This window comes from Macrococcus bovicus (assembly GCF_004359575.1).
GTDB classification, from domain to species: domain Bacteria; phylum Bacillota; class Bacilli; order Staphylococcales; family Staphylococcaceae; genus Macrococcus; species Macrococcus bovicus.
On sequence record NZ_SCWF01000010.1, the window covers coordinates 36,018 to 56,779 of the forward strand.

The 20,762-nt window shown below is 43.1% G+C and carries 19 protein-coding genes and 1 other annotated feature; of the genes, 3 read left to right on the forward strand and 16 right to left on the reverse strand.

Annotation, left to right across the window (positions count from 1 at the left end; all coding sequences use genetic code 11):
* Positions 1 to 99 precede the first annotated feature (99 nt).
* From ERX55_RS08820 to ERX55_RS08830, 3 genes are read left to right on the forward strand one after another with little or no spacing between them, the layout of a single operon-like run.
* The gene (locus tag ERX55_RS08820) at positions 100 to 1,272 is read left to right on the forward strand and encodes an amidohydrolase (RefSeq protein ID WP_133452210.1); all 1,173 of its coding nucleotides are present in this window, start codon (positions 100 to 102) and stop codon (positions 1,270 to 1,272) included.
* Positions 1,253 to 2,425: an amidohydrolase gene (locus tag ERX55_RS08825; RefSeq protein WP_133452211.1), complete on the forward strand. Its 1,173-nt coding sequence runs from the start codon at positions 1,253 to 1,255 to the stop codon at positions 2,423 to 2,425. Before ERX55_RS08820 ends, ERX55_RS08825 begins: the two co-directional genes overlap by 20 nt.
* Positions 2,425 to 3,603 (forward strand): M20 metallopeptidase family protein, encoded by a 1,179-nt coding sequence (locus tag ERX55_RS08830; protein WP_133452212.1) that lies wholly within the window; start codon positions 2,425 to 2,427, stop codon positions 3,601 to 3,603. Before ERX55_RS08825 ends, ERX55_RS08830 begins: the two co-directional genes overlap by 1 nt.
* A 62-nt stretch (positions 3,604 to 3,665) precedes the next feature.
* Here the strand turns inward: ERX55_RS08830 and tuf are convergent, their stop codons facing one another.
* The 16 genes from tuf to ERX55_RS08910 form a co-directional block, all read right to left on the reverse strand.
* Positions 3,666 to 4,853: an elongation factor Tu gene (gene tuf / locus ERX55_RS08835; protein ID WP_133452213.1), complete on the reverse strand. Its 1,188-nt coding sequence runs from the start codon at positions 4,851 to 4,853 to the stop codon at positions 3,666 to 3,668.
* Positions 4,854 to 4,978: 125 nt separating this feature from the next.
* Positions 4,979 to 7,060 carry an elongation factor G gene (gene fusA, locus ERX55_RS08840; protein WP_133452214.1) on the reverse strand — a complete coding sequence of 694 codons (2,082 nt, stop codon included), beginning with the start codon at positions 7,058 to 7,060 and terminating at the stop codon, positions 4,979 to 4,981.
* A gap of 97 nt (positions 7,061 to 7,157) precedes the next feature.
* The gene (gene rpsG, locus ERX55_RS08845; RefSeq protein WP_133418109.1) at positions 7,158 to 7,628 is read right to left on the reverse strand and encodes a 30S ribosomal protein S7; all 471 of its coding nucleotides are present in this window, start codon (positions 7,626 to 7,628) and stop codon (positions 7,158 to 7,160) included.
* Between the two features lie 99 nt (positions 7,629 to 7,727).
* On the reverse strand, positions 7,728 to 8,147 hold the full coding sequence (gene rpsL / locus ERX55_RS08850) for a 30S ribosomal protein S12 (protein WP_133431846.1): 420 nt from the start codon (positions 8,145 to 8,147) through the stop codon (positions 7,728 to 7,730).
* A gap of 87 nt (positions 8,148 to 8,234) precedes the next feature.
* A complete protein-coding gene (locus ERX55_RS08855; RefSeq protein WP_133452215.1) occupies positions 8,235 to 8,489 on the reverse strand; it encodes a ribosomal L7Ae/L30e/S12e/Gadd45 family protein in 255 nt (84 codons plus the stop codon).
* A gap of 113 nt (positions 8,490 to 8,602) precedes the next feature.
* Positions 8,603 to 12,220 carry a DNA-directed RNA polymerase subunit beta' gene (rpoC, locus tag ERX55_RS08860; protein ID WP_133452216.1) on the reverse strand — a complete coding sequence of 1,206 codons (3,618 nt, stop codon included), beginning with the start codon at positions 12,218 to 12,220 and terminating at the stop codon, positions 8,603 to 8,605.
* A gap of 78 nt (positions 12,221 to 12,298) precedes the next feature.
* Positions 12,299 to 15,838: a DNA-directed RNA polymerase subunit beta gene (gene rpoB / locus ERX55_RS08865; RefSeq protein ID WP_133452217.1), complete on the reverse strand. Its 3,540-nt coding sequence runs from the start codon at positions 15,836 to 15,838 to the stop codon at positions 12,299 to 12,301.
* Between the two features lie 186 nt (positions 15,839 to 16,024).
* Entirely contained in the window at positions 16,025 to 16,624 is a 600-nt protein-coding gene (locus ERX55_RS08870; protein WP_133452218.1) for a class I SAM-dependent methyltransferase, read from the reverse strand.
* A 67-nt stretch (positions 16,625 to 16,691) separates the two neighbouring features.
* The gene (rplL, locus tag ERX55_RS08875) at positions 16,692 to 17,054 is read right to left on the reverse strand and encodes a 50S ribosomal protein L7/L12 (RefSeq protein ID WP_133452219.1); all 363 of its coding nucleotides are present in this window, start codon (positions 17,052 to 17,054) and stop codon (positions 16,692 to 16,694) included.
* Positions 17,055 to 17,088: 34 nt separating this feature from the next.
* Positions 17,089 to 17,643, reverse strand: coding sequence for a 50S ribosomal protein L10 (gene rplJ / locus ERX55_RS08880; protein ID WP_133452220.1), 555 nt, complete (start codon positions 17,641 to 17,643; stop codon positions 17,089 to 17,091).
* 33 nt (positions 17,644 to 17,676) lie between these two features.
* Positions 17,677 to 17,801: a sequence feature (ribosomal protein L10 leader region), on the reverse strand.
* 34 nt (positions 17,802 to 17,835) lie between these two features.
* The gene (rplA, locus tag ERX55_RS08885) at positions 17,836 to 18,531 is read right to left on the reverse strand and encodes a 50S ribosomal protein L1 (RefSeq protein ID WP_133452221.1); all 696 of its coding nucleotides are present in this window, start codon (positions 18,529 to 18,531) and stop codon (positions 17,836 to 17,838) included.
* 95 nt (positions 18,532 to 18,626) lie between these two features.
* Positions 18,627 to 19,049: a 50S ribosomal protein L11 gene (gene rplK, locus ERX55_RS08890; protein ID WP_133418118.1), complete on the reverse strand. Its 423-nt coding sequence runs from the start codon at positions 19,047 to 19,049 to the stop codon at positions 18,627 to 18,629.
* 138 nt (positions 19,050 to 19,187) lie between these two features.
* The gene (nusG, locus tag ERX55_RS08895; protein ID WP_133452222.1) at positions 19,188 to 19,733 is read right to left on the reverse strand and encodes a transcription termination/antitermination protein NusG; all 546 of its coding nucleotides are present in this window, start codon (positions 19,731 to 19,733) and stop codon (positions 19,188 to 19,190) included.
* An 11-nt stretch (positions 19,734 to 19,744) separates the two neighbouring features.
* Complete coding sequence (secE, locus tag ERX55_RS08900; protein ID WP_133452223.1) at positions 19,745 to 19,921, reverse strand: preprotein translocase subunit SecE; 177 nt, start codon at positions 19,919 to 19,921, stop codon at positions 19,745 to 19,747.
* Between the two features lie 11 nt (positions 19,922 to 19,932).
* A complete protein-coding gene (gene rpmG / locus ERX55_RS08905; RefSeq protein ID WP_208001524.1) occupies positions 19,933 to 20,073 on the reverse strand; it encodes a 50S ribosomal protein L33 in 141 nt (46 codons plus the stop codon).
* Between the two features lie 48 nt (positions 20,074 to 20,121).
* Entirely contained in the window at positions 20,122 to 20,736 is a 615-nt protein-coding gene (locus tag ERX55_RS08910) for a sigma-70 family RNA polymerase sigma factor (protein WP_165983764.1), read from the reverse strand.
* Positions 20,737 to 20,762 lie beyond the last annotated feature (26 nt).

The following is a 20,762-nucleotide window of genomic DNA, read 5'->3' on the forward strand; positions in this document are numbered from 1 at the left end:
GCATGCACTTTTTCTCAGACGATTCTGATGATTTAAAATACAGTTGTTTTATTCTGCGAACAGGTTTGCTAGAATTTAAAGAAAACGGGGGGCTGAAATATGGACATAGCACAACTTGTTGACACGCAGTTGTCCTCTCTGGTTGAACAGAGAAGATATCTTCATCAGTATCCAGAACTCTCATTCCAGGAGACTGAAACTTATCAATATATATTGAAACATCTACAGAAACTCACTCATTTTCATATCAGAGAGCAAGTCGGCGGACAGGGTATAGTCGCTGAAATAAAAGGGAATGGCGGAAGAACGGTGGCCTTTCGAGCTGATTTTGATGCACTGCCTATCCAGGACGAAAAGGATGTCCCCTATAAATCGAAGGTGCCGGGGGTGATGCATGCATGTGGTCATGATGGTCATACTTCAATCCTGTTATCACTTTTGTCCATTTTGGACGAACACCATGCTGAACTGAACGGTAACGTCAGCATGATATTTCAGTTCGCTGAAGAATTAGCGCCGGGGGGTGCGAAACCCATGATAGAAGATGGTGCACTTGAAGATGTAGACGTCATTTATGGTCAGCATTTGTGGAGTCCATTTAATACGCACGAAATTCATTGTACAACTGGTCCTATGATGGCGAGTCCGGATATGTTCGAAGTCACGATCATCGGTAAAGGTGGCCATGGCGCAAAACCTCATACGTCAGTCGACTCCATTGTGGCCATGGCGCAGTTCATTACCAGCATCCAGACACTTGTTTCAAGAACGATCAATCCGGTCGATTCTGCTGTCGTGACAATCGGCAAAGTGGCCGCAGGAAATGCATTCAATATCATCAGTCACGAAGCAACGTGCACGGGCACTGTCCGCACATTTGATCCTGCCGTCAAACAGCAGATTAAGGACGGACTGGAACACGAGCTGCAAGGACTCGCCCTGGCAAAAGGCATCACTTATAAGCTGGATTATACTGACGGCTATCCCTCAGTCGTCAATCATTCCCGGGAATATGAAATCGTCAAGCGCGCTGCCGAACGCTTGAACCTGCCTTTTGCTGAAGCAGAGCCGATGATGATTGGAGAAGATTTCTCTTATTATCTTCAGGAAAAGCCGGGCGCCTTCTTTTTAACGGGCGCCGGTCATGCAGATGCTAAGCCTCACCATCATTCCCTCTTTGACCTGGATGAGGATTCACTGGCGACAGGCCTTAAAATGTTTTTAGCTATCTTAATGGAAGAAGGTATATTAAATGTTGACTCAATTAGCTGATCAATATAATGATGAACTGATTAAAATTCGCAGATATTTACACATGCATCCCGAACTGTCATTTCAGGAAGAAAAGACACCGGCCTACATTGCCGACTACCTGCACAGTTTAGGTATAGAGGTGGAGACCGGAGTCGGCGGCCGCGGTGTTGTCGGCCGTATCATCAAAGACCCTGCGCTGCCTACACTGGCGATTCGGGCAGACTTCGACGCCCTACCTATTCAGGATGAAAAGGAAGTGCCTTATCGGTCAACAGTTCCTGGTGTCATGCATGCGTGCGGCCATGATGCGCATACAGCGGTACTGCTCATCACTGCCAAAATACTCAGCCAGCATCAAGATGAGATTCCCGGCAACCTCGTCTTCATTCACCAGCACGCTGAAGAAGTGGACCCAGGCGGCGCTATCCAGATGATAGCTGACGATTGTTTAAGAGGCGTCGATGCTATTATAGGTCAGCATGTCTCAAGTTCCCTTCCTGTCGGACAGATCGGCTATAAAGTCGGAACTGTCACCGGTATTCCGGATGACTTCTGGATCACCTTACAAGGACAAGGCGGGCATGCGGCGCATCCAGATACAACGATTGATCCCGTTGCAGCAGCCATTCGTCTATGCAATGATCTGCAGTATATCGTCTCCAGGAAGACAAAACCGACAGCACCTGCTGTCCTTTCGATTACCATGCTGAATGCCGGAGAACAAAACAATGTCATTCCCGACACTGCTTTTATTGGAGGGACCATCCGGACGTTTGATGCTGAAACACAGAACATCATGTATCAGGAACTTAAAAACTGTCTCGAAGGATTGGTCACTACAACGGGTATCACATATGACTTAAAGTATTTAAAGGGCTATCCACCTGTTGTCAACACGGAAAAAGAAATGATGTTGATTGTCGAAGCCGCAAAAAAAATAGAAAGTGTCACAGAACTGATCGAACTTGAACCTTCTCTTGGGGGCGAAGACTTCTCCTATTACTTACAGCGCGTACCTGGTGCCTTTTTCTATACGGGCACTCGCAATGAAAACTTTAAGGCAGATTTTCCGCATCATCACCCTAAGTTTGACATCGACGAAAAAGGGATGCTGAGTGCCGTAAAAGTCTTCCTGCAGTCAGTAGAAGATTATTTTAGCGGGGTGAAATAATGGACTGGCATATCGAGGACTATCAAGATGAACTGATAAAAGTGAGACGCTATCTCCACATGCATCCTGAACTTTCCTTTAAAGAAGAGCAGACCAAGCGTTATATTGCAGATTATCTCGAAAATTTAGGAATAGAAGTCAAACGTGACATCGGTGGTAACGGCGTAGTCGGTGTGATTAAAGGAAAGCTGGCAGGCCCCACTGTTGCATTCAGAGCAGATTTCGATGCACTGCCGATCCAGGATGCTAAAAATGTGCCTTATAAGTCAACAGTAGAAGGTGTCATGCACGCCTGTGGCCATGACGCTCATACTGCTATGCTGCTGATCACAGCGAAAATTCTGACGGCTCATTCAGACAAGATCAGAGGCACTATCGTCTTGATCCATCAGCATGCAGAAGAAGTCATTCCAGGAGGCGCCCGTGCAATGATTGACGACGGTGTATTAGAAAGCGTCGACTATGTCTTCGGCACCCATACAGCAAGCTACTTACCGACCGGCACCATCGCTTTCTGTCCAGGTCCTGCTTATGCGAATGCAGACAGCTTCACCCTTCATATCCGGGGTAAAGGCGGACATGGGGCCGCCCCTCACGAGACACATGATGCCATTATTGCAGCAAGCGGTCTCATCACCCAGTTCCAGACCATTATCTCACGGTCTGTAAATCCAACTGCCACCGGCGTGATCACCATAGGAGAATTTAATGCAGGGGATGCTTTCAATGTCATTGCTGAACATGCTCACTTGTCAGGGACAGTCCGTACTTACGCTCAAGAAGTGAAAGAGCAGATCAAGACACGTATGCGCCAGCTTATCAAAGCCGTGGAAGTCGGCTATGAGGTGGAAGTGACGCTGGATTATATAGATGGCTATCCGGCACTCGTTAATCCGCATACTGAAACAGCATGGCTGAAGCAGAAAGTTGAACAGGCAGGCTACGCTGCAGAAGTCAGAATACAGCCGCCATCACTTGGCGGTGAGGACTTCAGCTACTTCCTCCAGGAAAGACCAGGTACTTATTTTTATACAGGTGTGATGAACGACGAGAAAGATGCAGCTTATCCCCATCATCATCCCAATTTTGATATAGATGAAGTGGGCATGCTATATGGTGTAAAAACTTTTCTGACCATTGTGGAACATATGGCTGAACTCAGTAACAGGATTGATTAATATCAGCATTAAAAAAAGCCGAAGAGCGTCCTCTTCGGCTTTTGGCATTCATTTAGAATGAATTATTTTTCGATTACAGATACAACACCTGATCCAACTGTACGTCCACCTTCACGGATTGAGAAACGAGTACCGTCTTCAATCGCGATAGGAGAAATCAGTTCAACGTTCATTTCAACGTTATCGCCAGGCATTACCATTTCAGTACCTTCTGGTAAGTTAACTACGCCAGTAACGTCAGTTGTACGGAAGTAGAACTGTGGGCGGTAGTTAGAGAAGAATGGAGTGTGACGTCCACCCTCTTCTTTTGATAATACATAAACTTCAGCTTTGAATTTAGTGTGAGGAGTGATTGTACCTGGTTTAGCTAATACTTGACCACGTTGTACGTCATCACGAGATACACCACGAAGTAATGCACCGATGTTGTCCCCAGCTTCAGCGTAATCTAATAATTTACGGAACATCTCAACACCTGTTACAGTTGTTTTTGATGATTCTTCAGTTAAACCGATGATTTCGATTTCTTCACCGACTTTAACTTGTCCACGCTCAACACGACCTGTAGCAACTGTACCACGACCAGTGATTGAGAATACGTCCTCAACTGGCATCATGAATGGTTTTTCAGAGTCACGTTCTGGAGTTGGGATGTACTCATCAACTGCGTTCATAAGTTCCATGATTTTTTCTTCGTAAGCTTCGTCGCCTTCTAATGCACGTAATGCTGAACCAGCGATTACAGGTACATCGTCACCTGGGAAGTCATATTCAGATAATAAGTCACGAACTTCCATTTCAACTAATTCTAATAACTCTTCGTCGTCTACCATGTCAACTTTGTTTAAGAATACAACAAGTGCAGGTACACCTACGTTACGAGATAAAAGGATGTGTTCACGAGTTTGTGGCATTGGGCCGTCAGCAGCAGAAACTACTAAGATACCGCCGTCCATTTGTGCAGCACCAGTGATCATGTTTTTAACATAGTCAGCGTGACCTGGGCAGTCAACGTGTGCATAGTGGCGTTTTTCAGTTTCGTACTCGATGTGAGAAGTGTTGATTGTGATACCACGTTCTTTTTCTTCAGGTGCGTTATCGATTTGATCGTAAGAACGAGCTTCCCCACCTAATTTTTTTGCTAATACAGTTGCGATAGCAGCTGTTAATGTAGTTTTACCGTGGTCAACGTGACCAATTGTACCAATATTGGCATGGGTTTTCGAACGGTCGAATTTTTCTTTAGCCATTTTGAAATCTCTCCTTAGATATAAGTTTATATATATCTCATGAGGGATTCTCACCCTCATGAGGTAAAGCTATAACTCATTTATAAAGCATTTTACTGCAAAAATCAATCTTGATAACTTAAAGCTTATTGGCCTTTGTTTTTCTTGATGATTTCTTCAGAAACTGACTTTGGAACTTCTTCATAGTGGTCGAATACCATTGAGTAAGTACCACGTCCTTGAGTGTTAGAACGTAAGTTAGTTGCATAACCGAACATTTCAGCAAGAGGAACGAATGCACGAACAACTTGAGCGTTACCACGCGCTTCCATACCTTCTACACGTCCACGACGACTTGTAACGTCACCCATGATATCTCCCATGTATTCTTCAGGCATTACGATTTCAACTTTCATCATTGGTTCAAGGATAACTGGATCACATTTCTTAGCAGCTTCTTTAAGTGCAAGTGACGCAGCTACTTTGAAGGCCATCTCAGATGAATCGACATCATGGTAAGAACCATCGAATAATTTCGCTTTAACGTCGATCAATGGATATCCAGCAAGAACACCGTTTTCCATTGCGTCTTTAAGACCCGCTTCAACTGATGGAATGTATTCACGAGGAACAACCCCACCGACAATAGCGTTTTCGAATTCGAAACCTTTACCTACTTCGTTAGGTGTGAATTCGATGTGAACGTCACCGTACTGACCACGACCACCTGATTGACGTGAGAATTTACCTTGAACGGCAGCAGATGTTTTGAACGTTTCACGGTAAGATACCATTGGCGCACCTACTGTACATTCAACTTTAAATTCACGTTTCATACGGTCAACTAAGATGTCAAGGTGAAGTTCGCCCATACCACCGATGATAACTTGTCCTGTTTCAGGATCAGTATGCGCGTGGAATGTTGGATCTTCCTCTTGTAACTTAACTAAAGCGTTAGTCATTTTATCTTGGTCAGCTTTAGATTTTGGTTCTACAGATAAGTGAATAACTGGCTCTGGGAATTCCATAGATTCTAAGATAACTTGAACTTTTTCATCACAGAGTGTATCACCTGTTGTTGTATCTTTAAGACCAACAGCAGCAGCGATGTCTCCAGCATATACTGTAGAGATTTCTTCACGTGAGTTCGCGTGCATCTGCAGGATACGACCTACACGTTCACGTTTACCTTTAGTCGCATTCTGAACATATGAACCTGAGTTCAATGTACCAGAGTACACACGGAAGAATGTTAATTTACCAACGAATGGGTCTGTCATAACTTTGAACGCTAACGCTGCGAATGGGTCAGCATCGTCAGGTTTAGCTACGATTTCCTGTTCTTCATCATCAGCTGCATGACCCACGATAGGCTTAACATCTAATGGTGATGGTAAGTAGTCAATTGCTGCATCAAGCATTAATTGAACACCTTTGTTTTTGAAGGCAGTACCAGCTAAAACTGGGAAGAACTCAACGTCACAAGTCGCTTGACGGATAGCCGCTTTCAGTTCATCAGCACCGATTTCTTCTCCACCCAGGTATTTCTCCATTAATTCTTCATTGAAGTCAGCAACTGCTTCAATTAATGCTTCACGTTTTGCTTGTGCATCTTCTAAATACTCTTCAGGAACGTCAGTCACTTCGATATCAGTTCCTAAGTCATTTGTATAAGTATGAAGTTTCATTTCAACTAAATCAACGATTGCGTTGAATTCATCTTCAGCACCGATCGGCATTTGAATTGGGTGTGCATTCGCTTGTAATCTGTCGTGTAAAGTACCTACAGAATAATCAAAGTCTGCACCTGTTTTATCCATTTTGTTGATGAATACGATACGAGGTACACCGTATGTTGTCGCTTGACGCCATACAGTTTCAGTTTGTGGTTCTACACCTGACTGTGCATCAAGTACAGTAACAGCACCATCAAGTACACGAAGTGAACGTTCAACTTCAACAGTGAAGTCTACGTGACCTGGTGTATCGATGATGTTGATACGGTGACCATTCCACTGCGCTGTTGTAGCAGCTGAAGTGATTGTGATCCCACGTTCTTGTTCTTGCTCCATCCAGTCCATCTGTGAAGCACCTTCATGTGTTTCACCAATTTTATGGATACGGCCAGTATAATAAAGAATACGTTCAGTAGTCGTCGTTTTACCAGCATCGATGTGGGCCATGATACCGATATTACGAGTGTTCTTCAAAGAGAATTCTCTTGCCATGGGTATTCTTTCTCCTTCCAGGAATTGGGTTTATATTTAGAAAGACACCAAAAGCATGCAAAGACTGAAGTCTTTGCTGCGATTGGTTACTTTCATCTTACCAGCGGTAGTGAGCAAACGCTTTGTTTGCTTCTGCCATTTTATGAGTATCTTCACGCTTCTTAACAGCACCACCAGTGTTGTTAGCAGCATCTAAGATTTCATTTGCTAAACGCTCTTCCATTGTTTTCTCTCCACGAAGACGAGAGTAGTTTACTAACCAACGTAAACCTAAAGTTGTACGACGCTCAGCGCGTACTTCTACAGGTACTTGGTAGTTAGAACCCCCAACACGACGAGCTTTAACTTCTAAAACAGGCATGATGTTGTTGATAGCTTCTTCAAAAACTTCCATTGCATCACGACCTGAACGTTCTTGAACTAAGTCGAATGCTGAGTAAAGAATTTTTTGAGCAGTACCACGCTTACCATCAAGCATGATTTTGTTGATTAATTTAGTAACCAATTTAGAGTTGTGAATTGGATCCGGTAATACGTCTCTTTTTGCAACAGGACCTTTACGAGGCATGTGTATGTCCTCCTTTCCAAGTATATTTATTAGCTGATTTAATGTCTAGCAATGACTTTGATATTTACATAAATGAAACAATTCAGTTAGTAATATCAATTATTTTTTTGCTTTAGGTTTTTTCGCACCGTATAATGAACGGCTTTGCATACGACCGTCAACACCTGAAGTATCTAACGCACCACGAACGATGTGGTAACGTACCCCCGGTAAGTCTTTTACACGTCCACCACGAATAAGTACAACACTGTGTTCTTGTAAGTTGTGGCCGATACCAGGAATGTAAGCATTGACTTCGATATTATTTGATAAACGCACACGTGCATATTTACGTAACGCTGAGTTAGGTTTTTTAGGTGTCATAGTACCTACACGTGTACAAACACCACGTTTTTGTGGAGATGCTACATCAGTAGATTTTTTCTTATGACTGTTATAACCTTTGTTCAGTGCAGGTGCAGTTGATTTTTTAATTTTAGAAGTACGAGGCTTCTTAACTAATTGGTTAATAGTAGGCATTTTGTATGTCCTCCTCTCTGTTCTTTAATTCCACACATCCAGGTGGTTCATTTTTAGGGTAAATAAAAATTTTGTAAGAATAATGGCTTACAAACCATTTTTCAAGTAAGCAGCGATCATCGCTTTCACTTGAATTCCAAATCGATTTCCGAGTTCTCGACGAGAATCGATGAATTCTATTGGAACTTGTTGCGTGTGTGCCTTTAAGAGCACATCGGTTAATAAGTGGATTTGAACATCTTGCGCAATCACAATCGATTCTGCACGGTGCTCTTTTAATGCCTTCAGCGTCTGCTTCAGGCCCACTACATATTGATTAGAATGAACTTTTTCATTAGACATGGAAATCCTCCAAAGTGCTTCTGCATCAACCTTAATTATATTAACACCTTATGAGATAAGTGTCAACTCCTATTAATAAAAAATAAAAGTGGATCCTAGTGGATCCACTTTTACTATTCAGTCACAAACGCTTCTTCCGGTTCAAATTCCGGTGCATCTTTTTCGTATTCAACGCCTGAATAACGTCTCATACCTGTGCCCGCAGGAATTAATTTACCGATAATTACATTCTCTTTAAGACCGAGCAAGTCATCACGTTTACCTTTGATCGCAGCATCAGTTAACACACGTGTGGTTTCCTGGAATGATGCAGCAGATAAGAAACTTTCTGTTTCAAGTGATGCTTTTGTAATACCCAGTAAGACAGGTTTCGCTGTCGCCGGACGTTTTCTGTTTTTGAAGATCTCACGGTTAGCATCTGTAAAGACATGAATGTCTACCAGTGCGCCCGGCAGGAGATTCGTATCTCCCGCTTCAATGATACGGACTTTACGTAACATCTGACGGACCATGACTTCAACGTGCTTATCTGAAATTTCTACCCCTTGCATACGGTAAACTTTCTGTACCTCTTTAAGCAGGTAGCTTTGTGTCGCGTTCAGACCTGCTACAGCAAGTAATTCCTTCGGTTCAATTGAACCTTCCGTCATGACTTCACCGCGGCTGACTTTAGAACCGACCTCTACTTTCAGACGAGCTGTCGCTGGTGCTAAGTACGGACGTACTTCGTTTTCACCTTTGACTTTGATTTCCTGCATACGGTCTTTAACGATATTGATTTCAACGACTTCACCGTTGATTTCAGAGATGATCGCTTGACCTTTCGGATTACGCGCTTCGAATAACTCCTGGATACGCGGTAAACCTTGTGTAATATCGGCACCGGCTACCCCACCTGTATGGAAGGTACGCATTGTAAGCTGTGTACCTGGTTCACCGATCGATTGTGCAGCGATGGTACCGACTGCTTCACCGACTTCCACTTTTTCCCCTGTTGCCAGGTTTTTACCGTAACATTTTTCACATACACCGTGACGTGTATTACATGTGAAGGCTGAACGGATATGCATTTCTTCAATACCTGCATCCACAATTGCTTTTGCGATTTCAGGAGTGATCAGTTCATTTGATTTGACCAGGACTTCTTTTGTCTCCGGATGACGGACTGTCTCACGGGAGTAACGTCCTTCTAAACGCTCAATGAATGGCTCGATCAACTCTGAACCTTCGCGGATAGCAGAGACTAAGAGACCGCGGTCTGTACCACAGTCTGCTTCACGGACAATGACATCTTGTGCCACGTCTACAAGACGACGTGTTAAGTATCCTGAGTCAGCTGTTTTCAGCGCTGTATCGGCAAGACCTTTACGCGCACCGTGTGTAGAGATGAAGTATTCAAGTACTGTCAGACCTTCACGGAATGAAGATTTGATAGGTAACTCGATGATTCGACCAGCCGGGTTGGCCATCAGACCACGCATACCCGCAAGCTGCGTGAAGTTAGAGGCATTACCACGGGCACCAGAGTCACTCATCATGAAGATCGGGTTAAGGTCATCAAGAGAGTTCATCAGACGTGCTTGGATTTCGTCTTTCGCTTTAGTCCAGATATCAATGACGGCTGCATAACGTTCGCTTTCAGTGATTAAACCACGTGTGAACTGTTTCGTTACTTTGTCGACTTTCTCTTCTGCTTCACTGATGATCTGTTGTTTATCCGGTAATACCACGATATCAGATACACCAACTGTGATACCTGCACGTGAAGAATAACGGAAACCTAAGTCTTTCATTCTATCAAGCATCATTGATGTATCAGTGATGTGGAAACGATTGAAGACTTCAGCGATGACCTGACCGAGGAACTTTTTGTTGAATGGTTTAACGAGCGGTGTATTCTCCAGATATTTGAGTAATCCTTCTTCCGGAATATCCGTCGCATCCACAAAGTACTGTTCAGGCGTTTTTTCTTCAAGGTTTGTCAAAGTCGGCTCGTTGATGAACGGGAACGATTCCGGCATGATTTCATTGAAGATGACTTTTCCGACACTTGTAATCAGCAGCTGTGTATTCTGTTTATCCGTGAAGGTCGGGTTGTTGAATGATGAGGCACTCACTGCAATTCTTGAATGCAGGTGAACGAAACCATTTGTATAGGCTTTGATGACCTCATTTGCATCCTTGAAGATGCGTCCCTCACCGATAGAACCACGGCGCTCAAGAGTCAGGTAGTAGTTACCTAAGACCATATCCTGAGAAGGTGTTACAACCGGCTTACCATCTTTCGGGTTCAGGATGTTCTGTGCCGCAAGCATCAGCATACGCGCTTCTGCCTGCGCTTCTTTAGATAACGGTACGTGAACGGCCATCTGGTCACCATCGAAATCGGCATTGTAAGCTGTTGTTACAAGCGGATGAAGACGGATTGCACGTCCTTCTACGAGGGTTGGTTCAAAGGCCTGGATACCTAATCTGTGAAGTGTCGGTGCACGGTTCAGCAGAACAGGATGTTCACGGATGACATCTTCTAATACATCCCATACTTCAGCATCCATACGCTCGATTTTACCTTTAGCGTTCTTGATGTTCGTAGCAATTTCACGTTCTACAAGTTCTTTCATCACAAACGGCTTGAATAATTCGAGTGCCATTTCTTTTGGAAGACCACATTGATACATCTTAAGGTTTGGACCTACGACGATAACTGAACGACCTGAATAGTCTACACGTTTACCAAGTAAGTTCTGACGGAAACGACCTTGTTTACCTTTTAACATATGCGATAAAGATTTCAGCGGGCGGTTACCCGGTCCTGTTACCGGACGGCCACGACGACCATTATCAATCAGCGCATCTACCGCTTCTTGCAGCATACGTTTCTCGTTCTGCACGATGATGCCAGGCGCACCTAAATCAAGCAGGCGCTTCAGACGGTTGTTACGGTTGATGACACGACGATATAAATCGTTTAAGTCACTTGTCGCGAAACGACCCCCGTCAAGCTGAACCATCGGACGGATTTCCGGTGGAATGATCGGCAGTACATCTAAGATCATCCAAGATGGGTCATTACCTGAATTACGGAATGATTCCACTACTTCCAGACGTTTGATTGCTCTTGTCAGACGCTGACCTGTAGCTGATTCCAGTTCTTCACGTAAAGATTTCAGTTCGTCATCAAGATCGATTGTTGTCAATAAATCTTTAATGGCTTCTGCACCCATCTTCGCCGTAAACTGACCCGGGAATTTATCATAATATTCACGGTATTCACGTTCTGACAGTAAAGATTTTTTCTCAAGACCTGTCGGACCTGGATCAATCACTGCATAAGAAGCGAAGTAAATCACTTCTTCAAGCGAACGAGGAGACATATCGAGTAAAAGACCCATACGGCTCGGAATACCTTTGAAGTACCAGATATGTGAAACTGGCGCTGCAAGCTCGATGTGACCCATACGTTCACGGCGAACTTTAGATTTCGTTACTTCAACACCACAACGGTCGCAGACCATCCCTTTGTAACGAACACGTTTGTATTTCCCACAGCTACATTCCCAGTCTTTTGTTGGCCCGAAAATCTTTTCGCAGAATAAACCGTCTCTCTCTGGTTTTAATGTACGGTAGTTAATTGTTTCTGGCTTTTTAACTTCACCAAAACTCCATGAACGGATTTTTTCAGGTGAAGCGAGACCTATCTTCATGTAATGAAAGTTATTTACATCAATCAAAGCCCTACCTCCTCAAGTTTTTATATTAAAAGTGTCTAAAGAAGAGCTTAAGCTCTTCTTTCAGGCACATCGTCAGAATTACTTTTCAGTCACTTCAGTTTCTTGAGGGATGTTTAAGTTGATTTTTGTATCAGCATAATCGTCATCCTCAAGGTCACGCATTTCAATTTCTTCGTCTTTATTATCCATTACTTTAACGTCGAGCCCTAAACTTTGAAGCTCTTTCATCAATACGCGGAACGATTCAGGAACACCTGGTCTCGGAATGTTCTCGCCTTTAACGATGGCTTCATAAGTTTTCACACGGCCGACTGTATCATCTGATTTATAAGTAAGGATTTCCTGTAAGGTGTAAGCGGCACCGTATGCTTCAAGTGCCCATACTTCCATCTCACCGAAACGTTGTCCACCAAACTGTGCTTTACCACCCAGTGGCTGCTGAGTGACAAGTGAGTATGGTCCAGTAGAACGTGCGTGCAGTTTGTCGTCTACCATGTGAGCAAGTTTCAGCATGTACATCACACCTACAGAGACACGGTTATCAAATGGTTCACCTGTACGACCATCGTAAAGAACCGTTTTACCGTCACGTGCCATCCCTGCTTCTTCGATTGTTGACCAGACATCTTCATCGTTCGCACCATCGAATACCGGAGAAGCAACGTGGAGCCCTAAGTTTTTCGCAGCCATACCTAAATGTAATTCAAGTACTTGTCCGATGTTCATACGTGATGGTACACCGAGTGGATTAAGCATGATATCGATCGGTGTTCCGTCCGGCATGAACGGCATGTCTTCTTCCGGTAAGATACGAGAGATAACCCCTTTATTACCGTGACGACCACACATTTTATCTCCGACGTGGATTTTACGTTTCTGAACGATATAGACACGAACTAACTGGTTGACACCTGGTGATAATTCGTCGCCGTCTTCACGGTTGAAGACTTTAACATCAAGAACGATACCACCTGCACCATGAGGGACACGTAATGAAGTATCACGGACTTCACGCGCTTTCTCACCGAAGATAGCATGAAGCAGTCGTTCTTCAGCCGTTAATTCAGTCACACCTTTAGGCGTTACTTTACCGACTAAGATATCCCCGTCTTTAACTTCAGCACCGACATAAATGATCCCGCGATCATCTAAGTTTTTAAGGGCATTATCAGAAACGTTCGGAATATCACGTGTAATTTCTTCAGGTCCGAGTTTAGTATCACGAGCTTCTGATTCATATTCTTCAATATGAATAGACGTATAAACGTCATCTTTGACAAGACGCTCGCTCATGATAACAGCATCCTCATAGTTATAACCGTCCCAAGTCATGAAGCCGACTACTACGTTACGTCCAAGGGCCATCTCGCCGAGTTCCATAGATGGACCATCCGCTAAGATTTCACCTTTTGTGACGACGTCGCCTACCGCTACGATAGGGCGTTGGTTATAACATGTACCTGAGTTTGAACGCGCAAATTTAGATAATTTGTAAGTATCTAAATCTGTTTCAATCTCTTTGCCGCCCTCTTCGACGATACGACGGACTTTAATCTGACGGGCTTCAACGTGTTCAACACGCCCTTTGTACTTCGCAACAACTGCCGCACCTGAGTCACGGGCTGCTACGTGCTCCATACCTGTTCCGACAAATGGCGCTTCCGGATTCATTAAAGGTACCGCTTGACGCTGCATGTTCGCACCCATTAAGGCACGGTTGGAGTCATCATTTTCTAAGAACGGGATACACGCTGTCGCAGCTGAAACGACCTGCTTAGGTGATACGTCCATGTAATCCATACGTGTACGAGCCATTTTCGTGTTATCTCCGCGGAAACGGCAGACTACTTCGTCATCAAGGAAATGTCCTTCGTCATCAAGGCGTGCGTTCGCCTGTGCCACAACGTAAGCATCTTCTTCATCAGCTGTTAGGTAATCGATCTGATCGGTTACGCGATTCGTCTCAATATCTACTTTACGATACGGTGTTTCAATGAAACCGAACTCATTGACACGCGCATATGAAGATAATGAGTTGATCAGCCCGATATTCGGACCCTCCGGCGTTTCAATCGGACACATACGGCCATAGTGAGAATAATGGACGTCACGCACTTCCATACCAGCACGCTCACGTGTTAAACCACCGGGTCCTAATGCAGAGAGACGACGTTTATGCGTCAACTCTGCTAATGGGTTCGCCTGGTCCATGAACTGTGATAACTGAGAGCTACCAAAGAATTCTTTGATAGAAGCGATCACAGGACGAATATTGATGAGCTGCTGCGGCGTAATAGATTCTGTATCCTGAATACTCATACGCTCACGTACGACACGCTCCATACGAGACAGACCAATACGGAACTGGTTCTGCAGTAACTCGCCCACTGAACGAAGACGACGGTTACCTAGGTGGTCAATATCATCGGTAAAGCCGACCCCGTGCAGTAAGTTGAAGAAGTAGCTGATGGAAGAGATAATATCAGCAGGCGTGATGCTCTTCACTTCATCATCAGGGAAAGCATTACCAATGATAGTCGTCGTACGTTTTTCTTCATCACCAGGAATATAGACTTTGACTGATTGAATTTCAATCGGCTCATCGAGAAGACCATTCTCAAGTTCATAAACTTTAAGGTTGGCATTATTTTCAAGCACATCAATGATCTGATCGAGGTTACGACGGTCAAGCAGTGTGCCTTCTTCAGCCACAATCTCACCTGTTTCGACATCTACAATCGGCTCAGCAAGCGTCTGGTTGAAAAGACGGTGTTTTAAATGCAGTTTTTTGTTCATTTTATAGCGACCCACACTCGCTAAATCATAGCGTTTTGGATCGAAGAAGCGAGAATACAGTAAGCCTCTTGCATTATCTACTGTAGGTGGTTCGCCCGGACGAAGACGTTCATAGATTTCAAGTAAAGCAGACTCGACAGAATCTGTATTATCTTTATCAAGCGCATTGCGTAAATATTCATTATCGCCTAATAAGTCAATAATCTCCTGATCGCTTGAGAAACCTAAAGCACGCAGCAGAACAGTAATAGGTAACTTACGTGTGCGGTCAATACGAACAAAAACGATATCTTTCGCATCTGTTTCATATTCAAGCCAAGCTCCACGGTTAGGAATGACAGTTGCACCGAAACTTACTTTACCGTTTTTATCTACTTTATCATTGAAGTAAACAGATGGTGAGCGGACGAGCTGCGATACGATAACGCGTTCGGCACCATTGATAACGAACGTTCCTGTATCAGTCATCAGCGGGAAGTCACCCATGAATACTTCCTGCTCTTTTACTTCTCCTGTTTCTTTAATGATCAGACGAACTTTAACACGGAGCGGTGCAGAATAAGTCGCATCACGGTTTTTCGCTTCATCTAAGTCATATTTAGGTTCGCCAAGTCTATAGTCTACAAACTCTAATGACAGATTGCCTGTGAAGTCTTCAATCGGAGAAATGTCACGGAACATTTCAAGAAGCCCTTCTTCAAGGAACCATTCATAAGATTTCGTTTGAATCTCGATTAAGTTCGGTAATTCTAAAATTTCGGAGATACGTGCGTAACTTCTACGCTGACGATGTCTTCCGTACTGGATAAGTTGACCTGTCAACAGATTCACCCCTCAAAGATTGTAATGACTCACGAGCTCATAAGACAAAAAGAAAACGGAATCCATATTAACTCCATTTTCGAAATATATGACTGTCTTCATCTTGCTAATACGAGCTAGAAAAGTACATACTTATTGAATTTAAAATTTAACATTCTATTACTATAACAGACGGCAACTTTCCAGTCAACCTTTTACACTCTTTAATATATAATAACCTTTATCTTTCGTCAGCACGGTCACATTGCCGAATAAACTTTCCATCCTTTTCTTTGCTGACGGCATACCCTGCTTCTTCTGGATGACGACATACAGCGCCCCGCCCGTCTCCAGTCTCTCATAGCTCTGATCGAGAATCTGATTGACGACCTCTTTGCCTGCACGGATAGGCGGATTCGTCAGCACGGCATTAAAAGTCTCCTCTACCTGCTCCAGTGCATCGCTTTTATAAATATTCACGTTACCAATACCGTTAGCTTGCGCATTTTCTTCGGCCAGATTAAGCGCACGTGCGTTGACGTCCACCATATGAACCTGGCTGTGAGGATGAACTTTCGCAACCATCAGCCCGATCGGACCATAACCGCAGCCGACATCCAGTATTTTTGAGCCGTGCATCTCTTCCTGCAGAAAGGCACGCACAAGCACATTCGACCCGAAATCAATACTGCCTTTTGAAAAAACCCCGCTGTCAGTTTTCAGTTTCAGTTCATACGTTTCATATGTATAGGTAAAATGGACAGGGTTTGATGCGACATCCTGTTCTTCACTGTAATAATGACTCATACGGCACTCCTTTATATAAAAATAAAACCCGTTATTATCATAACGGGTTTTTTCATGGAAGTGGTAATTATTTAACTTCTACAGTTGCGCCAGCTTCTTCTAATTTAGCTTTTAATTCTTCAGCTTCTTCTTTAGAAACGCCTTCTTTAACTGCTTTAGGAGCGTTATCAACTACGTCTTTAGCTTCTTTTAAGCCAAGACCAGTTGCTTCTTTAACAGCTTTAACAACTTTGATTTTTGAAGCGCCAGCAGATACTAATTCAACTGTGAATTCAGTTTGTTCTGCTTCAGCAGCGCCACCAGCTGCACCAGCTACTGCTACAGGAGCTGCTGCTGTTACACCAAATTCTTCTTCAATAGCTTTAACTAAGTCGTTTAATTCTAATACTGACATTTCTTTGATTGCATCGATGATTTGTTCTTTAGTCATGATTATATTTCCTCCATTTTTGTTTTAGTTTTAATTATGCTTCTGTTGTTTCTTCAGTCGCTGGTGCTTCTTCAGCTGCAGGAGCTGCTGCTTCTGTACCAGTTTCTTTTTGTTCGCCTACTGCTTTAACAGCGTAAGCGAAGTTTCTCATTGGTGCTTGTAATACTGAAAGTACCATAGAGATAAGACCTTCTTTTGATGGTAAAGAAGCGATCGCTTTAACTTCTTCAACAGAAGTCACTTTACCTTCGATGATGCCGGCTTTGATTTCTAATTTTTCGTTTTCTTTAGCGAAGTCAGCAATAATTTTTGCTGGCGCTACAACTTCTTCATTAGAGAATGCGATTGCGTTAGGGCCTGTTAAGAATTCTTCAATTCCTTCAACACCTGCCGCTTCAGCTGCACGACGAACTAAAGTGTTTTTGTAAACTTTGAATTCGATGCCTGCTTCGCGAAGTTGTTTACGCAGTTCAGTTACTTGGGCAACTGTTAAACCACGATAGTCAACGATGATTGTAGATACTGAGTTTTTAAACTGTTCAGTAATCAAATCCGCTTGTTGTTGTTTCATTTCAACTGCTTTAGACATTCTGACACCTCCATTAAGATTTTCGTGCTTTTTTAATAAATTAAAAAAGCACTTTTCACCCATGGTAAAAAGTGCTTGAAGATTCAAGTCAATTTTCACCTCGGCAGGATAATTAAGCACACGGCCCCTGCTGTCTTAGGTTATAAATACAGATTACACTATAACGTGTAATCTGATATTTGTCAATATAAATTAGTTACGGATTTCAGCTGGATCAATCTTGATACCAGGGCCCATAGTAGTAGAAACTGCTACAGATTTGAAGTAAACACCTTTTGATGATGCTGGTTTAGCTTTTGCTAAAACATCTTTAAGCGTGTTGAAGTTTTCAACTAATTTCGCTTCATCAAATGATACTTTACCGATCGCCGCATGAACGATACCTGCTTTTTCAGCACGGTATTCAACTTTACCTGCTTTGATTTCTTGAACTGCTTTTGTAACGTCCATTGTCACTGTACCTGTTTTAGGGTTAGGCATTAAACCTTTAGGTCCTAAAACACGACCCAGTTTACCGACTTCACCCATCATGTCAGGTGTTGCAACGATAACGTCGAAATCAAACCAACCTTGGTTGATTTTGTTGATGTACTCAGTATCACCAGCGTAGTCAGCACCTGCTGCTTCCGCTTCTTTCAGTTTTTCACCTTTAGCGAATACTAAGACACGTTGAGTTTTACCAGTACCGTTCGGCAGAACGACTGCACCACGGATCTGCTGATCATTTTTACGAGTATCAATTCCTAAACGGAACGCAACTTCAACTGAAGCGTCGAAGTTTACTGTGCTTGTTTCTTTTGCAAGTTTGATTGCTTCTTCTACTGAGTAGAAGTTTTGAGCATCAACTTTTTGTACGGCTTCTTGATATTTTTTACCTTTTTTAGCCATTGTCTTTCTCCTCCTTTAGTGGTTTTAGCGGAATGTCCTCCCACATTAATAACGCAAGAGCAGACGTCAGACGTCTGCTTTTTTAAAACGATTGATTATTTAATTTCAAAGCCCATGCTACGAGCAGTACCAGCGATAATACGCATTGCTGCTTCAACGCTTGCTGCGTTTAAGTCTTCCATTTTTTCTTCAGCAATTTGACGTACTTGGTCTTCAGTTACTGTAGCCACTTTGTTTTTATTAGGTTCGCCTGATCCTTTTTCAACTTTAGCTGCTTTCTTCAGTAAGACTGCTGCAGGTGGAGTTTTAGTGATAAATGTAAATGAACGATCTTCAAATACAGAAATTTCAACTGGAATGATTAAACCTGCTTGTTCTTGTGTACGTGCGTTAAATTCTTTACAGAATCCCATGATGTTCACACCCGCTTGACCTAATGCTGGACCAACCGGTGGTGCTGGATTCGCTTTCCCTGCAGGAATTTGTAATTTAACAACTTTGATAACTTTTTTAGCCACGATGTGCACCTCCTATAGTATCGTGATGTGGTCACAGGGTATGAGATTTACCCTCCCACTCAACAATCGTGTTTAGACACGACCCTAGAATAATATCATTTCTTACACCATTTTTCAAGTGTATATTTTAATTTTTTATTATAATTTTTCAACTTGGTCAAATTCAACTTCAACAGGTGTCTCACGACCGAATAATTCAACGAGAACTGTCAGCTTATATTTCTCAGCATCCATCTCCTTGATTTCCCCTACTTGATTAGTAAACGGACCTGTCGTGATGCGGACCTGTTCACCGATTTCAAGTTCCACATCAATGGTTTTCTCTGCCATACCCATTGATTTCAGGATAAACTTCGCTTCTTCCGGCAACAAAGGATTTGGTTTTGAGCCGGCTCCTGCTGAACCTACAAAACCTGTTACCCCCGGTGTATTACGCACAACGTACCATGACTCATCTGTCATGACGAGCTCCACTAATACGTAACCTGGGAAGGTTTTTTTGAGTGATGTCTTACGCTTACCATCTTTAATCGTTGTTTCTTCTTCTTCAGGAATCACAACGCGGAAGATTTGATCCTGCATGTTCATGGACTCAAGACGTTTTTCCAAGTTGTCTTTGACCTTATTTTCGTACCCGGAATACGTATGAACCGCATACCAATGCTTTTTGCTTTCTTCTGACATGATGTGCCTCCTTAATTAATTAACTTGATCAGTTCTGTAATGCCTAAATCGACTGCATAAAAGAATAAAATAAAGAATAAAACCGTGAGCACAACGATTGTTGTATCACGCACAACTTCTTGACCGGTCGGCCAAGTCGTTTTTTTCATTTCTGATATAACACCCTGGAAGAAATTTTCCTTCTGCATGAGATTGCCTCCTAAATTGACTCTTTGTGTATCGTATGTGCATCGCAGGTCTTACAGTATTTTTTCAGTTCCAGCCTTACTGCTGAATCCTGTTTTGTCGCTGTATAGTTTCTGCTGCCGCATCTCGAACAGTTCATCGCTACTTTTTTCACTTTAACTCACCTTAATCTTATTTAATATAAAACCTAAAGAATTAATTGTCAACGCATCAACTGGGAGAGAACCTTTCTTCTGAGCCGTGCATGCGCGTTTCTGACGATGCGCTCAGACTTCTCTTCCAGCTCCATCACTTCAATCAGATTCCGTCCGGCAAGCAAATGTTTCAGCAGTTTGTACTCAAAAGGACTTAAGCCGAGCGTCACTGGATTGATCAGCAGCCACAGCTCTTTATAGATACTATCGCTCTCAGGGGAAGGCTTAGAGTCACGGAGCGTCTCTTCAAGCGTCTGGTCAGAAGTCTGTTCATGGATGGGCTGCTGCATACTGATAAATAAACGATATTGACGCTCTTTTCTCGCCCAGTCTATCAATCGATAATGCAGGACCTTTAAATAGTACGGACGGAAACTGACGCATTTTTCTTCGTTGAACTTCAGTGCCGTTTGATACAGAAGAATCAGTGCATCCTGATAGACTTCCTGCTTATCAAGATGCGGATAGCGACTGCTGCAATGTAGAATAAGGGGTTTCAGACGGGCCGTCAATGTCTCAAAAGCAACTTCGCTGCCCTTATTGATTTCAGAGACAAGACTTTCATCACTTTCACTATGATAATCAGCAGGGGTTTCAAAAATATACAGCAGTAGAATGTCCACAGCATACCTCTTTTTTCTTTTAATTC